This window comes from Pseudomonas sp. NY8896 (assembly GCF_039634505.1).
The window spans coordinates 2,101,229-2,120,814 of the sequence record NZ_CP132350.1 but is presented as its reverse complement, the minus strand read 5'-3'; the positions used below and the strand labels follow the sequence as shown (position 1 = coordinate 2,120,814).

The following is a 19,586-nucleotide window of genomic DNA, read 5'->3' as shown; positions in this document are numbered from 1 at the left end:
GAATACGCCGGTACAGGCAACCCATCAATCCGCTGCCAACACCGCCGCAATCCGGTTCCCCGCCTTGGCTTTCTCAACCTTGATCGCCACAAATTTCGAGGTCGGGGTGTAGGTCCCTTCGCCATAACTTTCCAACGGCACCAGCGGGTTGGTCTCCGGGTAGTACGCAGCTGCCTGCCCCTCGGGCACGTCATACGCCACCAGGCGAAAGCCCGACACCCGTCGCTCAACGCCATCCTCCCACAGCGACACCAGGTCCACCTGCTCGCCCGGCTCGAAGCCTAGGCGGCGGATGTCGGCCTCGTTGACGAACACCACTTCACGCAGGCCAAACACCCCGCGGTAGCGGTCGTCCAGGCCATAGAGGGTGGTGTTGTACTGGTCATGCGAACGCAGGGTCTGCAGGATCAGGTCGGGTTTGTCACCACGGGCCAGTACCTTGGCGTTGACCAACTCTTCGGGCAGCGCGTGGGGCATGAAGCGGGCCTTGCCCGTGGCCGTGCGGAAGTTGCGATCAGCGGCAGTGTTGCCCAGGTGGAAACCGCCTGGGCTATGGAGGCGTTCGTTGAAACCGGTGAAACCAGGGATCACATCGGCAATCATGTCACGAATGCGGTTATAGTCGGCCACCGCATACTCCCAGTCGATCGGCTGGTTGCCCAGCGTGGCCTTGGCCATGCCGGCAATGATCCACGGCTCCGAGCGCATGTGCGGCGAGCGTGGACGCAATTGGCCGTTGGAAATGTGCACCATGCTGAAGGTGTCTTCCACGGTCACGCCTTGCGGCCCTTCGGCCTGCAGGTCGATTTCGGTACGGCCCAGGCACGGCAAAATCAGCGCATCGCGGCCGGTGACCAGGTGCGAGCGGTTGAGCTTGGTGGAAATCTGCACGGTCAGCGCACAGTTCTGCAGTGCCGCGTGGGTGCGCGGAGTGTCGGGGGTGGCTTGGGCAAAGTTGCCACCCAGGGCGACGAACACCTTGGCCCGCCCCTCTTCCATGGCCTTGATCGCCAACACCGCGTTGTGCCCGTGGGCACGCGGCACACGGAACTGGAAGCGTTTTTCGATGGCATCGAGCAGCGCCGCCTTGGGTTTCTCGTCAATACCCATGGTGCGGTCGCCCTGCACGTTGCTGTGGCCACGCACCGGCGACAGGCCGGCACCGGGCTTGCCGACGTTGCCGCGCAGCAGCTGCAGGTTGACGATTTCCTGCACGGTCGGCACCGAATGGCGGTGCTGGGTGACGCCCATGGCCCAGCACATGATGACCCGCTCGGCCTTGCGGTACATGCGCGCGGCCAGCTCGATCTCGGCCAGGGTCAGGCCGGATTGCTTGACGATATGCTCCCAGGTGGTGGCGTCGACCGCTGCCAGGTAGTCATCGACGCCGCTGGTGTGCTCGGCGATGAAGGCGTGGTCGAACACCGCCGGTTCACCCTTGGCCTGGGCGTCGCGCTCCCACTGCAACAAGAACTTGGCGATGCCGCGCATGGCCGCCATGTCTCCACCCAAGGCTGGGCGGAAGTAGGCGCTGGAAGTCGGCTCGGAGCCGTTGCTGAGCATTTCGAACGGGTGCTGCGGGTGCTGGAAGCGCTCCAGGCCACGCTCTTTCAACGGGTTGAAGCAGACTACCTGGGCCCCGCGCTTGACCGCTTCGCGCAACGGTTCGAGCATGCGCGGGTGGTTGGTGCCGGGGTTCTGGCCGATGACGAAGATCGCGTCGGCCAGCTCCAGATCGTGGAACACCACGGTGCCCTTGCCCACGCCAAGGGTTTCCGACATGCCCGCGCCGCTGGCTTCGTGGCACATGTTCGAGCAGTCGGGGAAGTTGTTGGTGCCGTAGGCGCGCACGAACAGCTGATAGAGGAACGCCGCCTCGTTGCTGGCCCGGCCCGAGGTGTAGAACTCGGCCTCATCCGGCGACTGCAACGCACGCAAGTGCCGAGCGACCAGCTCGAAGGCCTCTTGCCAGGTGGTTTCGACATAGTGATCGGTGGCGGCGTCGTAGCGCATTGGGTGCGTGAGACGGCCTTGGTATTCGAGCCAGTAGTCGGTCTGTTCCTTCAGCGCGCTGACGCTGTACCTGGCAAAGAACGCCGGGTCCACCGAGCGGCCAGTGGCCTCCCAGTTGACTGCCTTGGCGCCGTTCTCGCAGAACTTGACCATGTCGCTTTCCGGTGACTCGCCCCAGGCGCAGCCGGGGCAATCGAAGCCGCCGTTCTGGTTGGTCCTGAGCATGGCCCGCAGGTTCTTGAAGGCATTTTCGCTGCCCAGCCAGCTCTTGGTCACGCTTTTGAGCGCACCCCAGCCGGCGGCGGCGCCTTTGTAGTCCCTGATGTGTTCGTCCTGGCTCATGCGATGAATCCTCACGCTTCGATGCTTTTTTCCAGCCTATTGAGCGTGGGGCGGGGGCGTCCAATCGAAAGATCTTACGGCGTGATAAGCGGTTTCGATCACCGGCTGAAACCCGCGTGTGGCCGTCATAGAGGCCATTGATCAATCAGTCGGGCAAAGCAATTTGACGGCCCTGCGGCCAGGTTATAGCTTGGAGTTGTGTCCCAACCCATTCGAGCGCGCACGTGGAACAGAACAGCCGGGCCCTGATCGACGGCTTCAACCGGAAAATCGACTACCTGCGGATGTCGGTCACCGACCGCTGTGACTTCCGTTGCGTGTACTGCATGGCTGAAGACATGCAGTTTTTGCCGCGCCAGCAAATCCTCAGCCTCGAAGAACTGTTCCAGGTAGCCGAGCGCTTCGTCGCCCTGGGCACCCGCAAGATCCGCCTGACCGGCGGCGAGCCCCTGGTACGCCAGGGCATCGTCGAGCTGTGCGGGCGCATCGCCGCCCTGCCCGGCCTGCGCGAGCTGTGCATGACCAGCAATGGTTCGCAACTCGGGCGCCTGGCCCAACCACTGTTCGACGCAGGCGTCACGCGCCTGAACATCAGCCTCGACAGCCTGGATACCGACCGCTTCAAACAGCTGACCCGCACCGGCGACCTGGCCCAGGTGGTCGCTGGCATCGACGCCGCACGCCAGGCCGGTTTCAAACGCACCAAGCTCAACTGCGTGGTACTCAAAGGCCGCAACGACCATGAACTGGTCGACCTGGTGCGTTTTGCCATCGACCGCGAACTGGACATCACCTTCATCGAAGAAATGCCACTGGGCACCATCAGCGAACATGAGCGCGGCGAATCGTTCTGCTCCAGCGATGAAGTACGTGAACGCCTGGCAGGGCAATTCACCCTGATCGAATCGACCGAGTCATCCCAAGGGCCGGCCCGTTACTGGCGCCTGGCCGAAGCGGCCAACACCCGGGTCGGTTTCATTTCCCCGCACAGCCACAACTTCTGCGCCACCTGCAACCGTGTGCGCCTCACCGTCGAAGGCCGCCTGCTGCTGTGCCTGGGCAACGAACATTCGGTAGACCTCAAGCACGTGCTGCGCGCCCACCCAGGCAACCCCGAGCGCCTGGAAAAGGCCATCCGCGATTCGCTGCACCTCAAGCCCTACCGCCATCACTTCGAAGTCGGCGGCGAGGTGCAGATCCTGCGCTTCATGAACATGACCGGCGGCTGAGCAGCCGCCTCTGGATTTCCATGATCGTCCACCCCACCCCCGATGTACTGCGTGTGCTGTTCACCCTCAAGGGGTCGATCGTCAAACGCATTGCCTTGCGTTGCCTGATGGTCACCCTGCTGGCCGCGCTGATCGTGCTGGTCGAGCGGCATTTCCCGGCGTTTTTCTACCCGGTCAGCGCCACCCCATTCACCTTGCTGGGCCTGTCGCTGTCGATTTTCATGAGCTTTCGCAACAACGCCTGCTACGACCGTTGGTGGGAGGGGCGCAAGGCCTGGGGCAAGCTGATCATCGAAACGCGTTCGTTCGTGCGTGAAAGCGTGGTCATTGCCGACCAGCAGTTGCGAGCCGAGCTGCTGCGCAGCCTGTGCGGCTATGCCCATGCACTGAATGCCCGGCTGCGTAACGAGGACGACCTGGCGGCCGCTCGCCCCTGGCTGGCCCGGTCGGAGACAATCAGCCCGCACAACGTGTGCGACGGTATCCTGCGTGAAATAGGCGAGCACTGCTCACGCCTGGCCGAACGACAACAGATCAGTGATTGGCGCTACAGCCTGCTGGAACAACGCCTGGTGGGCCTGACCGAAGTGCAGGCCACTTGCGAGCGGATCAAGTTCACCCCCTTGCCGTTTCCCTACACGCTGTTGCTGCACCGTACCATCTACATTTTTTGCATTCTGCTACCGTTTGCCCTGGCCGAGCCGCTGGGCTGGCTGGCGCCGTTGTTCACCACCATCGTGGGGTACACCTTCTTCGGGCTGGATGCGATTGGCAACGAACTGGAAGACCCATTCGGGCGGGATGAGAACGACCTGCCGACCGATGCCCTGGTGCGCACGGTGGAACGGGATGTGCTGGCGGGGCTGGGGGAACAGCAGTTACCACCGGCGTTGTTGCCGGTGGGGTATGTGTTGAGCTGACAGGCAGCAGCATCAGCCCCGGCTTGCACAGGCCTCGATCGGCAGCAGGTGTTTGACGAAGTTGCAGGGCCGGTGTCGGGCATCCAACTGCTCTGCCAAAATCCCCTCCCACGCGGTACGGCAAGCCCCGGTGGAGCCCGGCAGGCAGCATACCAAGGTTCTATTGGACAACCCGGCCAGCGCCCGGCTTTGCACGGTCGAGCTGCCAATATCGAGAATCGACAACGCCCGGAACAGCTCGCCAAAACCATCGATACGCTTATCCAGCAGGCACTCGACTGCTTCTGGCGTGCTGTCGCGCCCGGTAAAGCCGGTACCACCGGTTATCAGCACCACCTGCACCTGCTCATCGGCAATCCAGGTAGCCACCTGGGCGCGGATCTTGTACAGGTCGTCCTTGAGCAGTGCCCGCGCCACCAGTCGATGGCCGATCTCTACCGAGCGGCTGGCCAGCAGCTCGCCGGAAGTATCGTTGTCGTAGGTACGGGTGTCGCTGACAGTCAGCACGGCGATGTTCAGCGGTACGAAGACCGCATCGGGTTGGACGCGCACGGTGAAGCTCCTTGAATGGCATTGTCACCACGCTAGAGGCATGGCCCCAGGTGCGTCCAATCGATATGGCGTACCGGCCGATCAATGACATCTATCGCAGACGTAGGTTATGGTCTGCACAACCAGACGCCAGGCACTTCCATGGACATCAAGCAGCTCAAGTTCCTCATCGCCCTCGACCAGACCCGCCACTTCGGCCAGGCCGCGGCGCTGTGCCATATCACCCAGCCGACGCTGTCCATGCGCCTGCGCAACCTGGAAGACGAACTGGACCTGGTACTGGTCAAGCGTGGCCAGCGCTTCGAGGGTTTCACCGAGGCCGGCGAGCGCATCCTGGCCTGGGCCCGCACCCTGCTCGCCGCCCACGACGGCCTGCAGGCCGAGGCCGCCAGCTGCCGCGGCCAGGTGGTCGGCAGCCTGCGCCTGGGCACCGTGCCGCTGGCCAGCTTCAACCCCATGCACCTGCTGCTGCCGCTGCGCGAAAAGTACCCCGAACTGCACTTTCAGCTCAGCTCGCTGAGCTCGGAGCAGGTCATCGACGGGCTCAGCCGCAACCAGCTCGACCTGGGTATCTGCTACCTGGACCAGGTCAACACCAGCTTCTTCGACGTGATCGAGCTGGGCACGACCACCATGGGCCTGCTGCACGACACTCGGCACTTCCAGTTCGCCAGCGACACGCTGCGTTGGGACGAACTCGGCGACATTCCGCTAGGGCTGCTGAGCAAAGGCATGCACTACCGCCAGTCGCTGGACCTGAGCTTCCGCAGCCGTGGCCTGGAGCCCAATGCGGTGCTGGAGAGCGACTCGAGCTTCCAGCTGATCCAGGCGATCAACACCGGCATGTGCTGCGCGATCATGCCGCTTGACTGCGGCCTGGAAGACCTCAGCGAACACCTGCGTATACTGCCGGTGGCCGACGCCGCCATCCATAGCCCGGTCGGTTTGCTGCTGCGCCGCAGCGAGCCGCGCTCGGCAATTGCCGAACAATGCTTTGCCGAAGCGCGCGGGCTGTTTCAAGCCACCTGATCGGCAGTCGCCTGGCGGTACTGGCGCGGGGTGAAGCCGGTCAGTTGCTTGAACTGGCGGCTGAAGGCGCTGTGGTCGGTGTAGCCGCAGCACATCGCCACTTCAGTGATCGGTAGCGCCGAATGCAGCAAGCGGTGGGCGTGCTCCAGGCGCGCCTTGTGGATCATCTGCCGGGGCGTGAGGTGGAACACCCGCTTGCAGTAGCGCTCCAGCTGGGCCACGGAAATGCCGGCAATGCGGGTCAGCTCGCCCATGCTGATCGGTTGGTGGAAATGCCGCCGAATATGCTCGTCCACCGCGGCCAGGCGCTGGTAGGCAGGGTGGCTGTCGGCGGCTGACTGCAAATCTACCGAAATGCCAACCAGGCCGATGATCTCGCCCGCCTGGTTGTACAACGGGCGCTTGTGGGTCAGGCACCAGCCCGGTTCACGGCTGCCGTACAGGTGTAGCTCCAACTGGTCTTCCAGTACCAGCCCCTCCTTGAGAACGCGACGGTCCTGCTCGGTGTAGCCAGGGCCCAGCTGTGCCGGAAACACTTCGGCGCTGGTCTTGCCCAGCAACGGCTGCAGGCGCTTGAGGCCGCAGCGCTGAACCAGGGTGTCGTTGGCCAGTACGTAACGGGCAGCCGGGTCCTTGATGAAGATGGCGGCGTTGGGGATGGCGTCGAGAATCGGCAGCAGCAGCGATACACCGGCGAGCAAGGCCTCGAGGGTGGCGGGGCGGTGCTGGTCGATGGAATGGTAGAGGGTGGCCAAGGGGTTGACGGTCATCTTCGGTTCTCTGCTGGCTGTGCCGGCCCTTATGCAGTGTGGCTTTCAGCCTATCGTCCAGCTGTGCGCCTTGCCATCGTTTTTCTGCAACTGTGCCGATTTCGTCACCCCCTCTGCAGAAAACCATCAAGAACCGCCGACCCGACCGGTTCACTCTATGCCCCACGCAAGCCGCCCAAGTCCTACAAGAGCGCGGCCCAAAAAGCCGCATCTCGTGACATCAGACCTGCCTATCCAATAACCAACAAAAAGGCGAACCCATGTCAGGCAAATTCAAAAAACAGTTATCACTGCTGGACCTCACCTTCATCGGCCTAGGCGCCATCTTCGGCTCCGGCTGGCTGTTCGCCGCCAGCCACGTCTCGGCCATCGCTGGCCCGGCTGGCATCCTTTCCTGGTTCCTTGGCGGGTTCGCCGTACTGCTGCTGGGCATCGTCTACTGCGAGCTAGGCGCCGCCCTGCCCCGTGCCGGTGGCGTGGTGCGCTACCCGGTGTATTCGCACGGCCCACTGCTGGGCTACCTGATGGGCTTCATCACGCTGATCGCCTTTTCCAGCCTGATTGCCATCGAAGTGGTCGCCTCACGCCAATACGCCGCCGCCTGGTTTCCCGGGCTGACCAAGGCCGGCTCCAGTGACCCGACCGTACTCGGCTGGCTGGTGCAGTTCGCCCTGCTGGGGCTGTTCTTCTTCCTCAACTACCGCAGCGTGAAAACCTTCGCCAAGGCCAACAACCTGGTCAGCGTGTTCAAGTTCATTGTGCCGCTACTGGTGATCGGCGTGCTGTTCACCTTCTTCAAACCAGAAAACTTCGAGGCTCAGGGCTTTGCCCCATTCGGCTTGTCCGGCGTGGAAATGGCCGTGTCGGCGGGCGGCATCATCTTCGCCTACCTGGGCCTGACGCCGATCATTTCGGTGGCCAGCGAAGTGAAGAACCCGCAACGCACCATCCCGATCGCGCTGATCTTGTCTGTGCTGCTGTCCACCGCCATCTACGCCCTGCTGCAACTGGCCTTCCTTGGCAGTGTGCCCACCGAAATGCTGGCCAACGGCTGGGCCAGCGTGACCAAGGAGCTGGCCCTGCCCTACCGAGATATCGCCCTGGCCCTGGGTGTGGGCTGGTTGGCCTACCTGGTGGTGGCCGATGCGGTGATTTCGCCCAGCGGCTGCGGCAACATCTACATGAACGCCACCCCGCGCGTGATCTATGGCTGGGCGCAGACCGGCACCTTCTTCAAGTACTTCACCCGCATCGACGCAGAATCCGGCATCCCACGCCCGGCACTGTGGCTGACCTTTGGCCTGTCGGTGTTCTGGACCCTGCCGTTCCCATCGTGGGAAGCGCTGATCAACGTGGTATCGGCTGCCCTGGTACTGAGCTACGCCGTCGCCCCGGTCACCGTCGCCGCCCTGCGCCGCAACGCGCCAGACATGCCGCGCCCGTTCCGGGTCAAGGGCATGGGCGTGCTCGGCCCGCTGTCGTTCATCATCGCCGCGCTGATCGTGTACTGGTCGGGCTGGAACACCGTGTCGTGGTTGCTGGCCCTGCAGATCGTGATGTTCGTGCTGTACCTGCTGTGCGGCCGCTTCGTGCCCACCCAACACCTGTCGCTGGCCCAGCAAGTACGCTCGTCGGCGTGGCTGATCGGCTTCTACGCGGTGACCATCCTGCTGTCGTGGCTGGGCAGTTTTGGCGGCCTGGGCGTGCTAGCCCACCCGTTCGACACCCTGGCCGTGGCCGCCTGCGCGCTGGGCATCTACTACTGGGGCGCTGTGACTGGCGTACCTGCCCACCTGGTACGCCTGGAAGGTGAAGACGAAAGCGAAGCCAGCGCTGAAACCTATCCCAGCCGCCCCGCTGCCGTCGCTTCCTGATCTTTTACGCAAGGGACAAGCCCATGAAACAGATTCACGTCATCGACTCCCACACTGGCGGCGAACCCACCCGCCTGGTGATGAGGGGCTTCCCGCAACTGCACGGCCGCAGCATGGCCGAACAGCGTGACGAACTGCGCGAGCTGCACGACCAATGGCGCAAGGCCTGCCTGCTGGAGCCACGCGGCAACGATGTGCTGGTGGGCGCGCTGTACTGCCCGCCGGTGTCGGCCGACGCCACCTGCGGGGTGATCTTCTTCAACAACGCCGGCTACCTGAACATGTGCGGCCACGGCACCATCGGCCTGGTGGCCTCGCTGCAGCACCTGGGCCTGATCGCGCCGGGCGAGCACAAGATCGACACCCCGGTCGGCCAGGTCAGCGCCACCCTGCATGAAGACGGCGCCATCACCGTGGGCAACGTGCCCTCCTACCGGTACCGCCAGCAGGTGGCGGTGGCCGTGCCCGGCCATGGCGTGGTGCGCGGCGACATCGCCTGGGGCGGCAACTGGTTCTTCCTCGTTTCCGAGCATGGCCAGCGCATCGAACTGGATAACCGCGAAGCGCTGACCGAGTACACCTGGGCCATGCTCAAAGCCCTCGAAGCCCAGGGTATCACCGGCGAAAACGGCGCCCCCATCGACCACGTCGAGCTGTTCGCCGACGACGCCAACGCCGACAGCCGCAACTTCGTGATGTGCCCCGGCAAGGCTTACGACCGCTCGCCGTGCGGCACCGGCACCAGCGCCAAGCTGGCCTGCCTGGCCGCCGACGGCAAGCTTGCCGAAGGCCAGACCTGGGTGCAGGCCAGTATCACCGGTAGCCAGTTCCATGGCCGCTACGAGCACGACGGCGAGCGCATTCGCCCGTTCATCACCGGCCGCGCCTACATGACCGCCGACAGCACCCTGCTGATCGACGAACAGGACCCTTTCGCCTGGGGCATCTGACCCTCGGCCTTTTTCCGACTGAATACTGCTAGGAGTGATAACAATGACCGACAACATCTTCACCGGCACCATGCCTGCCCTGATGACCCCGTGCACCGCCGAGCGCAAGCCGGACTTCGACGCCCTGGTGCGCAAAGGCCGCGAACTCATCGAAGCCGGCATGAGCGCCGTGGTGTACTGCGGTTCGATGGGTGACTGGCCACTGTTGACCGAGGCCGAGCGCCAGGAAGGCGTGGCGCGCCTGGTGGCCGCCGGCATCCCAACCATTGTCGGCACCGGCGCGGTGAACACCCGTGAAGCGGTGTCTCATGCCGCCCACGCAGCCAGCGTCGGCGCCGCCGGCCTGATGGTCATCCCCCGCGTGCTCAGCCGCGGCGCTTCGTTGATCGCCCAGAAGCACCACTTCTCGGCCATTCTCGCCGCCGCACCAAAGCTGCCAGCGGTGATCTACAACAGCCCGTACTACGGCTTCGCCACCCGCGCCGACCTGTTCTTCGAGCTGCGCCGCGAGTTCCCCAACCTGATCGGTTTCAAGGAATTCGGCGGTGGCGCCGACCTGCGCTATGCCGCCGAACACATCACCTCCAAGGACGACGATGTGACCTTGATGGTCGGCGTGGATACCCAAGTGGTGCACGGCTTCGTCAACTGCAACGCCACCGGCGCCATCACCGGCATCGGCAACGCCCTGCCGCGTGAAGTGCTGCAGCTGGTGAGCCTGAGCAAGCAGGCGGCCAAGGGCGACGCCCGTGCCCGCCGCCTGGCGCGCGAGCTGGAGGCGGCACTGGCCGTGCTGTCGTCGTTCGATGAAGGTTGCGACCTGGTGCTGTACTACAAGCACCTGATGGTGCTGAACGGCGACACCGAGTACAGCCTGCACTTCAACCAGACCGACGTGCTGACCGACGCCCAGCGCAACTATGCCGAGCAGCAGTACGCGCTGTTCCGTAGCTGGTACGCCAGCTGGTCGGCCGAGCAGAACCTGGCCTGAGGCAGCCACTGCTTGCTCTGTGGGCGCGGGTACGCCCGCACCCACACTGCAAGCAGTCCCCCATGCACCTGCAATCGATTCCCAAGGAGGCTCCATGACCCTGACAGGCAACCTGCTGATCGGCCAGACGCCAGTAACCGGCAGCCGCCAAGCCATCCGCGCCATTGACCCGGCCACCGGCCAGGCGCTGGAACCGGCCTACCTGGGCGGCACCGGCGAACACGTGGCCCAGGCCTGCGCCCTGGCCTGGGCGGCGTTCGATGCCTACCGCGAAACCTCGCTCGAACAACGGGCACAGTTCCTCGAAACCATCGCCACGCAGATCGAGGCACTGGGCGATGCCCTGATCGACCGCGCCGTGGCCGAAACCGGCCTGCCCAAGGCACGCATACAGGGCGAACGTGGCCGCACCTGCACCCAGTTGCGCACCTTCGCCCGAGTGGTACGGGCTGGCGAATGGCTGGATGTGCGGGTCGACAACGCCCTGCCCGAACGCCAGCCACTGCCGCGCGCCGACCTGCGCCAGCGCCAGGTGGCCCTGGGGCCGGTAGCCGTGTTCGGCGCCAGCAACTTCCCGCTGGCATTCTCGGTGGCCGGTGGCGACACAGCCTCGGCTTTGGCTGCTGGCTGCCCTGTGGTCGTCAAGGCCCACAGCGCCCACCCAGGCACCAGCGAACTGGTCGGCCGGGCGGTGGCGCAAGCCGTGAAACAATGCGGCTTGCCAGCCGGTGTGTTTTCGCTGCTGTACGGCTCGGGTCGCGAAGTGGGCATTGCCCTGGTCAGCGACCCGCGTATCAAAGCCGTTGGCTTTACCGGCTCGCGCAGTGGCGGCGTGGCGCTGTGCCAGGCCGCCCAGGCGCGCCCGGAGCCAATCCCGGTGTATGCCGAAATGAGCTCGATCAACCCGGTGTTTCTGTTCGACGCCGCGCTGCAGGCCCGTGCCGAAGCACTGGCACAAGGTTTCGTCGCTTCGCTGACCCAAGGCGCCGGCCAGTTCTGCACCAACCCCGGCCTGGTAATCGCTCGCCAGGGGCCGGCGTTGCAGCGGTTTGTCGCAGCAGCCAGTGGGCATGTGCAGCAGGCTGCTGCGCAAACCATGCTCACGCCGGGCATATTTGACGCCTACCAGGCCGGCGTCGCTGCGCTTGCGGCCAACGCCAATGCCCAGGCCACCGCCTGCGGCCCGGCCAGCCACAGCCCCAATCAGTGCCAGGCACAGCTGTTCGTGACCCAGGCCGAGGCCTTCCTCGCCGACCCGGCGTTGCAGGCTGAAGTGTTCGGCGCAGCGTCGCTGATCGTGGCCTGCGACAGTGACGAGCAGGTCCGCCAGGTAGCCGAGCACCTTGAAGGTCAACTGACCGCCACCCTGCAGCTGGACGAGGCCGACATCGACAGCGCCCGCGCCCTGCTGCCGACCCTTGAGCGCAAGGCCGGGCGCATACTGGTCAATGGTTGGCCGACCGGCGTCGAGGTGTGCGATGCGATGGTGCATGGCGGGCCATTCCCGGCCACCTCCGATGCCCGTACCACCTCGGTGGGCACGGCAGCGATCCTGCGTTTCCTGCGCCCGGTGTGCTACCAGGACTTCCCCGATGCGCTGCTGCCGCACGCGTTGCAGCACGGCAACCCGCTGCGGCTGCGGCGCCTGCTTGATGGTAAACGGGAAGGCTGAGCATGGTCGAAACCGCTGAAACCGACATCGCCGTGGTGGGCGCCGGCATCGTCGGCGTCGCCTGCGCCCTGCAGCTGGCCCGTCAGGGCCGCCGGGTAACGCTGATCGACCGCCAGGCGCCAGGCCTTGGCGCGTCCTATGGCAATGCCGGGCACCTGGCCACTGAACAAGTGTTCCCGATTGCCGACCTGTCCATCCTCAAGCGCTTGCCCCGCATGCTGCTAGACCCGATGGGCCCGCTGCGCCTGGACTGGAAGTACTTGCCCAAGGCCATGCCGTGGTTCACCCGGCTGCTGCTCAACCTGCGAGCGGCGCCGTTCCAGCGCAGCGTGGCGGGCATCCGCACCTTGAACGAAGGCAGCCTGGGCGCCTGGCAGCGGTTGCTGGGCTCAATCGGGCGCAGCGAACTGTTCCAGGAGGATGGCTCGTTGCTGGTGTTCGAACGGCCCGAGTCGCGCCAGGCGCTGGAGGCGTTGCGCGCACGCATGCGCCAGCAGGCGGTACCGGTGAGTTTCTGGTCGGCCGAGGCCGTGCGCGAAGCGGCGCCACAATTGAGCCCATCATTGCTGGGCGGGCTGTTCTTCCCCAAGACCGGGCACTTCATCGACCCGTACCGGGTAGTGTGCGAACTGTTCGAAGCGGCCAAGGCCAGTGGCGTGCGCTTTGTCCAGGCGCAGGTGGAGGGTGGGCAACTGCACAGTGGCGGGGTCAGCCTGGCCAGCGACAAGGGCACGCTCGATGCTCGCCAGGTGCTGATCAGCTGTGGTGCGCATTCTGCGAAACTGACCGCCGCGCTGACTGGCAAGCGGGTACCGCTGGACACAGAGCGCGGCTACCACCTGATGTTGCCGGGTGAGCACCAGCGCCTGCCGTTTGCAGTCACCTCGCTTGAACGCAAGTTCATCATGACGCCCATGGCCGAAGGCTTGCGCCTGGCTGGCACGGTGGAGTTCGCCGGGTTGGAGGCGCCGCCGAGCATGCAACGGGCGTGGCAATTGCACCGGCTGAGCAAGGGGTTGTTCCGACAAGACCTGAGCGTCGAAGGGGCGACACCGTGGATGGGCTTCAGGCCTTCGTTGCCAGATTCATTGCCAGTGATCGACCGGGTGTGTGATGGGCGGGTGCTGTTGGCGTTCGGGCATCAGCACCTGGGGTTGACCCAAGCAGCGGTGACGGCGGAATGGATGGGGCGGTTGGCTGAGCGGGCCCGTGGGCATGAGATGGCAGCCTACCGGTTGGATCGCTTCTAGATTCGAGGGCCGCTGTGCGGCCCCCGGCATCACTCAGCGATAACGCTCGAGCCAGTGCGCATACGGCGCCGGCAAGGTCCAGGAGGCTTTCTCCACCCCCAGCTCCTTGGCTGCAAAGTACGCCCAGTGCGGGTCGGCCAGGTGCGCACGCCCTACCGAAACCAAGTCCAGTTGGTTGGCCTGCAAAGCCCCTTCCGCCAACTGCGGTGTGCCAAAGCCCCACGCCGAAGTCACCGGCAGCTTCGCCTCACGGCGCACACGCTCGGCAATCGGCCCCATGAACGCCGGGCCCCACGGGATGTTGGTCTCGGGAATGGTGAAGCCGACACTCACGCTCAGCAGGTCAAGGCCGCCGGCCTTGAAGCGGCGCGCCAGTTCGATCGACTCTTCCAGGGTCTGCTCGTCGCGGCCATCGTATTCCAGCACACCGAAACGCGCGGTCAGCGGCAGGTTTTCCGGCCACACTTCACGCACTGCGGCCAGGGTTTCCAGCAGGAAGCGGCTACGGTTGTCGAAGCTGCCACCGTAGGCATCGGTACGCTTGTTGGAGTGCTCGGAGAAGAAGCTCTGGCCCAGGTAACCATGGGCAAAGTGCAGCTCGATCCACTCGAAGCCGGCATCGCGCGCACGGCGAGCGGCATCGACAAAGTCCTGCTTGACCCGGGCGATGTCGTCCAGGGTCATCTCGCGCGGCACTTTCGGCAGATGCGCGCCAAATGCGATGGCCGACGGGGCAATGGTTTCCCAGCCACGGGCATCGTCGGCGGCAATATGATCATCACCTTCCCATGGGCGGTTGGCGCTGGCCTTGCGCCCGGCGTGGGCGATCTGGATACCCGGCACGGAGCCTGCCGCCTTGATGGCCTGCACCACTGGCACGAAGGCCTGGGCGTGGGCATCGTTCCAGATACCGGCACAACCGGGGGTAATGCGCCCTTCCGGCGCCACCGCAGTGGCCTCGACCACCAACAGGCCGGCACCACCACGGGCCAGGCCGGCCAGGTGCACGTGGTGCCAGTCGTTGATCATGCCGTCTTCGGCCATGTATTGGCACATCGGCGGAATGGCAATGCGGTTACGCAGGGTGACGTCTTTGAGGGTGTAGGGTTCGAACAGTGCGGACATGGGAAACTCCGGGTTCATTTGAATACTGTTGTTCGATCATAATCGAACTATGGCAATTAATGAAACCCCCGTTATCATGTCGGGCATGCGAGCCTATAAACATCCCAACCCTGAAGACCTGATCCTCGAACGCCTGCTCTATGCGCTCAGCGACCCCGTGCGCCTGGAAATCGTCCGCCATCTGGCCGGCGTGGCAGAGGCCAGCTGTGGCGAACTGGACGGGGGGCGGCCGAAGTCGAGCATGTCCCACCACTTCCGCGTTTTGCGTGATGCTGGGTTGGTACAAACCCGCAATGTGGGCACTACCCATATGAATTCACTGCGCAGCGAAATGCTGGATGAGCGGTTCCCTGGGTTGCTGGCGTGCATACTGCGCCAGGTGTGACCTGTCAGCCTGCCGGTTCTGGATGGGCCAGCGCAAACCGGCACACCTGCCCTCCCCTGAGCATGCACTCCTCATGGCTGACATCGGCCCCACCCAGCGCCCCGATCAGCGCCAGATCAAGCTCGCACACCACCGGATGCGCCTTGGCCAAATGATGGAACACACAATTGTGCGCCACGATCTGCGGCGCCCCCCCCGAGCGGAAGAACACCTGCGCTTCATAGCCGGCATTGTTCATGTGCTCGACGATGCGTGCTTCATCCACCACCTTGTGTTCAAGGTCCGCCGCCAGCTTGCGCCCCAGTTGGCGCATCAGCGCCAGCAGTGCCTCCTGGCCTAGCAACCCTGCCACCTCACCAATCAGCAGATTCGCCAGTAGCGGGTACTGCCGGGGAAACTGCTCGCGGGCAAGATCAGTCAGCTCATGCAACTGCTCCGGGCGCCGCCCGGTAGGCCGGGTGGCGCCGCGCTTGACCAGGCCATCACGCTCCAGCGCGGCCAGGTGCTGGCGTACCGCCGTGCGGGTAATGGCCAGGGCTTGCGCCAGGTCGTCGATACTCATGCCGGCTGGCTGGTGCAGCAACGCGTGGAGCAGGTCCTGTTGGGTACGGCCCAGTCCCTCGAGCATCAGAACTTGTCCGGGAACTGTTTGACCAGCGCCGCAGCGATGGCATCGGACAGGGTCAGAATATGCTCGCGCATCATCCCCCAGGTGCGCGCTTCGCCCGTATAGTCACCGGCCGCCAACTGATCGATCTGCGTCACATGGTGGCCACCGTGGGCGCTGAGCAATGTAAGCAGGGTCGCCTCGGGCAGGTTTGGGTTGGCCTTGGCCAGGAACGCCGCGATGGCCTTGGCATTGCTGGTCAGCTCGTCGACGCCAGCTTGCTGGCCCTTCTTGTCCTTGGCCACGGTGGCATCGCTGTAGTGCTTGATCGCGCCCCAGTGGCCGGCCAACAGTTTCAGCAACTGGTCGGCAGCGGGCTGGCCGTATAACGGCGCGATGCTGTTGGCGATTCGGGTCGCGTCGCTGACCACCTCATTGGCGGCGACTTCAGCCTGCTTGGCGTTGCCGGCCTGGTTGGCCACGGCGTAGTTGCGAACCCAGAAGATGTGCTCGACCCACAGGTCGCGCAGGGCCATGCGCGTGGTCATTGCAGCGGATTCGGCGGGTTTGGTGGCGGGGGGTGTGCTGGAGTAGGCGTAGCTCTGGCTCCATGCCGGCTGGGCGCACAGGGCCAGCAGCAGTAAGGCGGCAATCTTGGTATTCATGACGGCACCCTCCTGGAGGGGATCGACTGACAAGATTAATTTAAGCATCAAAATATGTTTTTATTGGTCGGCGAACAGGTTTCCGATCAGTGGTTTCCTGCGGACAGGCCCAAACAGACAACAAAAAAGCCACGAGGTCACCCCCGTGGCTTTGGATCACGACAAGGCTGCTGATTACAGCGCCATGTCGTTCTCAGGCTTGCTCTCGACCGGCTGGCCAGCAGCGCCACCGAAGTCGACGCTGGCGTCGATCACCGGCGGTTTCTCCAGCTGCAGCACTTCAGCGGTGTAGTTCCACTCTTTCTGAGTGGCCGCTGCCGAGTCGTTCAGCTTGGTGCCGTAGCTGGGCACGATTTCCTTGATCTTGGCCTGCCACTCTGGGGTAGCGACCTTCTCCTTGAACACGGTTTCCAGCACGTTCAGCATGATCGGCGCAGCAGTCGAAGCACCTGGCGATGCACCCAGCAGGCCCGCGATGGTGCGGTCTTCGGAGGCTACCACTTCAGTGCCCAGCTTCAGTACGCCGCCCTTCTCGGCATCACGCTTGATGATTTGTACACGCTGGCCGGCCTGCCACAGGCGCCAGTCTTCCTTCTTGGCGTTCGGGAAGTAGGTGCGCAGCGCTTCGAAGCGGTCATCGTCAGACAGCATCAGCTGGCCAGCGAGGTACTCGACCAGTGGGTACTGCTCGATACCGACTTTGGTCATCGGCCACACGTTGTGGGTAGTGGTGCTGCTGAGCAGGTCCAGGTACGAGCCGTTCTTCAGGAACTTGGTCGAGAAAGTGGCGAACGGGCCAAACAGGATCACGCGCTTGCCGTCCAGCACGCGGGTGTCCAGGTGCGGTACCGACATGGGTGGCGCACCGGTCGAGGCGATGCCGTAGGCCTTGGCCATGTGCTGCATGGCCACGGTCGGGTTCTCGGTCACCAGGAACGAACCACCCACCGGGAAGCCTGCGTATTCCTTGGCTTCCGGAATGCCCGACTTCTGCAACAGCTTCAGTGCGCCACCGCCAGCACCGATGAACAGGAACTTGGCGTCGGTGGCCGACTCGGTACCGTCCTTCAGGTTCTTGTACTCGACGTGCCAGGAGCCGTCCTTGTTGCGGGTGATGTCCTGCACTTCGCTGGACAGCTTCAGGTCGAAGCCTTTCTGGGTCTGCAGATGGCCAACGAACTGGCGGGTGATCTCGCCGAAGTTGACGTCAGTGCCGATTGGCGTCCAGGTCACGGCCAGCTTCTGGTTCGGGTCGCGGCCTTCCATCATCAGCGGGACCCACTTGGCGATCTGCGCGTGGTCCTCGGAGTACTGCATCGGGCGGAACAGCGGGCTGGCCTGCAGTGCGTCGTAGCGCTTCTTGAGGAACTTGATGTTGTCATCGCCCCAGACGAAGCTCATGTGCGGGGTGGTGTTGATGAACGAGTGCGGGTTCTTCAGCACGCCCTGGCGGACCTGCCACGACCAGAACTGGCGGGAGATCTGGAAGGCTTCGTTGATTTCGATGGCCTTGGTGATGTTGACGTTGCCGTCTTTGTCTTCCGGGGTGTAGTTCAGCTCGGCCAGCGCGGAGTGGCCGGTACCGGCGTTGTTCCAGCCGTTGGAGCTTTCTTCGGCCACGCCGTCCAGGCGCTCGACCATTTCCATCGACCAGCTTGGCTCCAGCTCGTGCAGCCACACGGCCAGGGTGGAGCTCATGATGCCGCCGCCGACCAGCAGCACGTCTACTTTCTTGGTTTCTACGGCGTGCGCTTGCATGACGCTTGCAGCGACAGCCAGACCCAGCAAGGTCTTGCCAGCTTTCTTGAACATTGATCAATTCCAGTCAGGAGAACAGAGTGAGGGCCTGTGGCTGGCCCCGGTAAAGCGTGTTCTTCAGCGCAGGCTTGTTGTTGATCATTGTTCAGCAGCCAGAGAACCAAAAAACGACCCGGGCTTTTGTCGAATTGACCGACAAGGCTGAATCGTTTTTCCGATTGTATCTGAAATGCCAGCACAAACAAATTGCAGGTCCTTGCGTCAAGGCGACGGGTTGCCCCAGCGGCAGAATGCCACGCCAAAAACAAAAACCCCCGGCCATTTGCATGACCGGGGGCCTTGGATCACGCCGCAAGCGTCGCGATCAGGGTACCGCCAAGATTACTGCTGCTGAGGCAGTTTATCGATTGGGCCGCAGCCACCGATGATCTTGGAGATGGAAACCGAAGGGTGGAACAGGTAGTCGTAGGTGCAGTTTTTTGGTTGGTTGTAAACCTGGCCAGTGCAACCCGACAGCAGGGCAACACCCGAAACGACAGCAACGGCTACGGTGGCCTTGAACAGCTTTTTCATTACTCAGTCCTTTAAATGAATCATCTTCGGCCATCGTCTGATGGCGCCGGGATGATACAGAACCTGAGCATTGGATCCAAGTCGCGGGTGGCATTGATGCTTTGCGAAGACGCAACAACCGGTTGTAAAGCACGCCGTTGGCGACGATAGTCATACTCTGCCTTTGCACTGCCCTACAGGAGTTCACCATGCTTGGCGTTACCGACTACGGCGCATTCGTCATCGCCTTCATCATTCTGTTGGCCATTCCCGGCCCGGGCAATTTCGCGCTGATCACCGCCACTGGCAAAGGCGGTATCAAAGCAGGCCTGGCTGCGACCTGTGGGGTGATCGTCGGTGACCAGGTGCTATTGTGGCTGGCAGTAGCCGGCGTCGCCACGTTGCTGGCCACCTACCCGGCAGCCTTCCATGTGGTGCAGTGGGCGGGCGCTGCGTACCTGGCCTATCTCGGCCTGCGCATGCTGCTGAGCAAACCAGGTGACGCGCCACGCACCAGCCGCATGGACAACGGCCAGTACTTGCGCCAGACCATGCTGATCACCCTGCTCAACCCCAAGGCGATCATGTTCTACATGGCATTCTTCCCACTGTTCATCGACCCATTGAAACACCAGGGGCTGGTGACTTTCGGCTTCATGGCGGCGACGGTGGCGGTGATCACGTTCCTGTACGGGTTGATTGCCGTGGTACTGACTCACCGACTGGCCGAACGCATGCGCGCCAACCCAAAGATCAGCAACCTGTTCGAGCGGCTGGCGGGCATTTGTCTGGTGGGGTTTGGCATTAAATTGGCCGCCATGCGCTGAGGCCCCTCGGGCGCGCCCCATGCGGCCCCAAAATTCCAAAGCAAAAAAAAGCCCCCGGCAACTCACAGTTCCCGG

18 protein-coding genes are annotated in these 19,586 nt (G+C 63.7%); 10 read left to right on the top strand and 8 right to left on the bottom strand.

Features of this window, described 5'->3' with window-relative positions:
- Positions 1 to 24: 24 nt before the first annotated feature.
- Positions 25 to 2,355, bottom strand: coding sequence for an FdhF/YdeP family oxidoreductase (locus Q9451_RS09535; protein WP_012273698.1), 2,331 nt, complete (start codon positions 2,353 to 2,355; stop codon positions 25 to 27).
- Between the two features lie 224 nt (positions 2,356 to 2,579).
- On the opposite strand from Q9451_RS09535, the gene moaA reads away from it, so the two are divergent.
- Both moaA and Q9451_RS09525 read left to right on the top strand, forming a co-directional pair.
- A complete protein-coding gene (moaA, locus tag Q9451_RS09530; protein ID WP_012273699.1) occupies positions 2,580 to 3,584 on the top strand; it encodes a GTP 3',8-cyclase MoaA in 1,005 nt (334 codons plus the stop codon).
- A gap of 20 nt (positions 3,585 to 3,604) precedes the next feature.
- On the top strand, positions 3,605 to 4,504 hold the full coding sequence (locus tag Q9451_RS09525; RefSeq protein ID WP_012273700.1) for a bestrophin family protein: 900 nt from the start codon (positions 3,605 to 3,607) through the stop codon (positions 4,502 to 4,504).
- A gap of 12 nt (positions 4,505 to 4,516) precedes the next feature.
- Here the strand turns inward: Q9451_RS09525 and moaB are convergent, their stop codons facing one another.
- Complete coding sequence (moaB, locus tag Q9451_RS09520) at positions 4,517 to 5,056, bottom strand: molybdenum cofactor biosynthesis protein B (RefSeq protein ID WP_012273701.1); 540 nt, start codon at positions 5,054 to 5,056, stop codon at positions 4,517 to 4,519.
- Between the two features lie 141 nt (positions 5,057 to 5,197).
- Between moaB and Q9451_RS09515 the strand changes: the two genes are divergently transcribed.
- Positions 5,198 to 6,085, top strand: coding sequence for a LysR family transcriptional regulator (locus Q9451_RS09515; protein WP_012273702.1), 888 nt, complete (start codon positions 5,198 to 5,200; stop codon positions 6,083 to 6,085).
- Here Q9451_RS09515 and Q9451_RS09510 read toward each other — a convergent pair.
- Positions 6,073 to 6,855, bottom strand: coding sequence for an AraC family transcriptional regulator (locus tag Q9451_RS09510; RefSeq protein ID WP_012273703.1), 783 nt, complete (start codon positions 6,853 to 6,855; stop codon positions 6,073 to 6,075). The two genes, Q9451_RS09515 and Q9451_RS09510, sit on opposite strands and share 13 nt — an antisense overlap.
- A 260-nt stretch (positions 6,856 to 7,115) precedes the next feature.
- Between Q9451_RS09510 and Q9451_RS09505 the strand changes: the two genes are divergently transcribed.
- The 5 genes from Q9451_RS09505 (at position 7,116) to Q9451_RS09485 (ending at position 13,592) form a co-directional block, all read left to right on the top strand.
- Positions 7,116 to 8,729 (top strand): APC family permease, encoded by a 1,614-nt coding sequence (locus Q9451_RS09505; RefSeq protein ID WP_012273704.1) that lies wholly within the window; start codon positions 7,116 to 7,118, stop codon positions 8,727 to 8,729.
- A gap of 23 nt (positions 8,730 to 8,752) precedes the next feature.
- Positions 8,753 to 9,679, top strand: coding sequence for a 4-hydroxyproline epimerase (locus Q9451_RS09500; RefSeq protein WP_012273705.1), 927 nt, complete (start codon positions 8,753 to 8,755; stop codon positions 9,677 to 9,679).
- A 43-nt stretch (positions 9,680 to 9,722) separates the two neighbouring features.
- Positions 9,723 to 10,670, top strand: coding sequence for a dihydrodipicolinate synthase family protein (locus Q9451_RS09495; RefSeq protein WP_012273706.1), 948 nt, complete (start codon positions 9,723 to 9,725; stop codon positions 10,668 to 10,670).
- 94 nt (positions 10,671 to 10,764) lie between these two features.
- Positions 10,765 to 12,342 carry an aldehyde dehydrogenase (NADP(+)) gene (locus Q9451_RS09490; protein WP_012273707.1) on the top strand — a complete coding sequence of 526 codons (1,578 nt, stop codon included), beginning with the start codon at positions 10,765 to 10,767 and terminating at the stop codon, positions 12,340 to 12,342.
- 2 nt (positions 12,343 to 12,344) lie between these two features.
- A complete protein-coding gene (locus Q9451_RS09485) occupies positions 12,345 to 13,592 on the top strand; it encodes an FAD-dependent oxidoreductase (RefSeq protein WP_012273708.1) in 1,248 nt (415 codons plus the stop codon).
- A 33-nt stretch (positions 13,593 to 13,625) separates the two neighbouring features.
- Here Q9451_RS09485 and xenA read toward each other — a convergent pair whose 3' ends face one another.
- A complete protein-coding gene (xenA, locus tag Q9451_RS09480; protein WP_345960909.1) occupies positions 13,626 to 14,717 on the bottom strand; it encodes a xenobiotic reductase XenA in 1,092 nt (363 codons plus the stop codon).
- A gap of 49 nt (positions 14,718 to 14,766) precedes the next feature.
- On the opposite strand from xenA, the gene Q9451_RS09475 reads away from it, so the two are divergent.
- On the top strand, positions 14,767 to 15,102 hold the full coding sequence (locus tag Q9451_RS09475; protein ID WP_012273710.1) for a helix-turn-helix domain-containing protein: 336 nt from the start codon (positions 14,767 to 14,769) through the stop codon (positions 15,100 to 15,102).
- Between the two features lie 4 nt (positions 15,103 to 15,106).
- Here Q9451_RS09475 and Q9451_RS09470 read toward each other — a convergent pair whose 3' ends face one another.
- The 4 genes from Q9451_RS09470 to Q9451_RS09455 form a co-directional block, all read right to left on the bottom strand.
- Positions 15,107 to 15,730, bottom strand: coding sequence for a MarR family transcriptional regulator (locus Q9451_RS09470; RefSeq protein ID WP_012273711.1), 624 nt, complete (start codon positions 15,728 to 15,730; stop codon positions 15,107 to 15,109).
- Positions 15,730 to 16,374 carry a hypothetical protein gene (locus Q9451_RS09465; protein WP_012273712.1) on the bottom strand — a complete coding sequence of 215 codons (645 nt, stop codon included), beginning with the start codon at positions 16,372 to 16,374 and terminating at the stop codon, positions 15,730 to 15,732. The genes Q9451_RS09470 and Q9451_RS09465 overlap by 1 nt, the downstream gene beginning before the upstream one ends.
- A gap of 174 nt (positions 16,375 to 16,548) precedes the next feature.
- Entirely contained in the window at positions 16,549 to 18,186 is a 1,638-nt protein-coding gene (mqo, locus tag Q9451_RS09460) for a malate dehydrogenase (quinone) (protein ID WP_012273713.1), read from the bottom strand.
- Positions 18,187 to 18,513: 327 nt separating this feature from the next.
- Positions 18,514 to 18,705 (bottom strand): YhfL family protein, encoded by a 192-nt coding sequence (locus tag Q9451_RS09455; RefSeq protein ID WP_003254720.1) that lies wholly within the window; start codon positions 18,703 to 18,705, stop codon positions 18,514 to 18,516.
- 188 nt (positions 18,706 to 18,893) lie between these two features.
- Here Q9451_RS09455 and Q9451_RS09450 point away from each other — a divergent pair, with 188 nt between their 5' ends.
- On the top strand, positions 18,894 to 19,511 hold the full coding sequence (locus Q9451_RS09450) for a LysE family transporter (protein WP_012273714.1): 618 nt from the start codon (positions 18,894 to 18,896) through the stop codon (positions 19,509 to 19,511).
- The last annotated feature ends 75 nt before the right edge of the window (positions 19,512 to 19,586 follow it).

Bases quoted from the DNA above. Each gene is read 5' to 3' on its own strand.
- Q9451_RS09475 (WP_012273710.1), top strand. From the start codon at position 14,767: ATGGCAATTAATGAAACCCCCGTTATCATGTCGGGCATGCGAGCCTAT.
- Q9451_RS09485 (WP_012273708.1), top strand. From the start codon at position 12,345: ATGGTCGAAACCGCTGAAACCGACATCGCCGTGGTGGGCGCCGGCATC.
- xenA (WP_345960909.1), bottom strand. From the start codon at position 14,717: ATGTCCGCACTGTTCGAACCCTACACCCTCAAAGACGTCACCCTGCGT.
- Q9451_RS09535 (WP_012273698.1), bottom strand. From the start codon at position 2,355: ATGAGCCAGGACGAACACATCAGGGACTACAAAGGCGCCGCCGCCGGC.
- Q9451_RS09515 (WP_012273702.1), top strand. From the start codon at position 5,198: ATGGACATCAAGCAGCTCAAGTTCCTCATCGCCCTCGACCAGACCCGC.
- Q9451_RS09500 (WP_012273705.1), top strand. From the start codon at position 8,753: ATGAAACAGATTCACGTCATCGACTCCCACACTGGCGGCGAACCCACC.
- Q9451_RS09495 (WP_012273706.1), top strand. From the start codon at position 9,723: ATGACCGACAACATCTTCACCGGCACCATGCCTGCCCTGATGACCCCG.
- Q9451_RS09510 (WP_012273703.1), bottom strand. From the start codon at position 6,855: ATGACCGTCAACCCCTTGGCCACCCTCTACCATTCCATCGACCAGCAC.
- mqo (WP_012273713.1), bottom strand. From the start codon at position 18,186: ATGTTCAAGAAAGCTGGCAAGACCTTGCTGGGTCTGGCTGTCGCTGCA.
- Q9451_RS09465 (WP_012273712.1), bottom strand. From the start codon at position 16,374: ATGAATACCAAGATTGCCGCCTTACTGCTGCTGGCCCTGTGCGCCCAG.
- Q9451_RS09450 (WP_012273714.1), top strand. From the start codon at position 18,894: ATGCTTGGCGTTACCGACTACGGCGCATTCGTCATCGCCTTCATCATT.
- Q9451_RS09470 (WP_012273711.1), bottom strand. From the start codon at position 15,730: ATGCTCGAGGGACTGGGCCGTACCCAACAGGACCTGCTCCACGCGTTG.
- Q9451_RS09455 (WP_003254720.1), bottom strand. From the start codon at position 18,705: ATGAAAAAGCTGTTCAAGGCCACCGTAGCCGTTGCTGTCGTTTCGGGT.
- Q9451_RS09525 (WP_012273700.1), top strand. From the start codon at position 3,605: ATGATCGTCCACCCCACCCCCGATGTACTGCGTGTGCTGTTCACCCTC.
- Q9451_RS09490 (WP_012273707.1), top strand. From the start codon at position 10,765: ATGACCCTGACAGGCAACCTGCTGATCGGCCAGACGCCAGTAACCGGC.
- Q9451_RS09505 (WP_012273704.1), top strand. From the start codon at position 7,116: ATGTCAGGCAAATTCAAAAAACAGTTATCACTGCTGGACCTCACCTTC.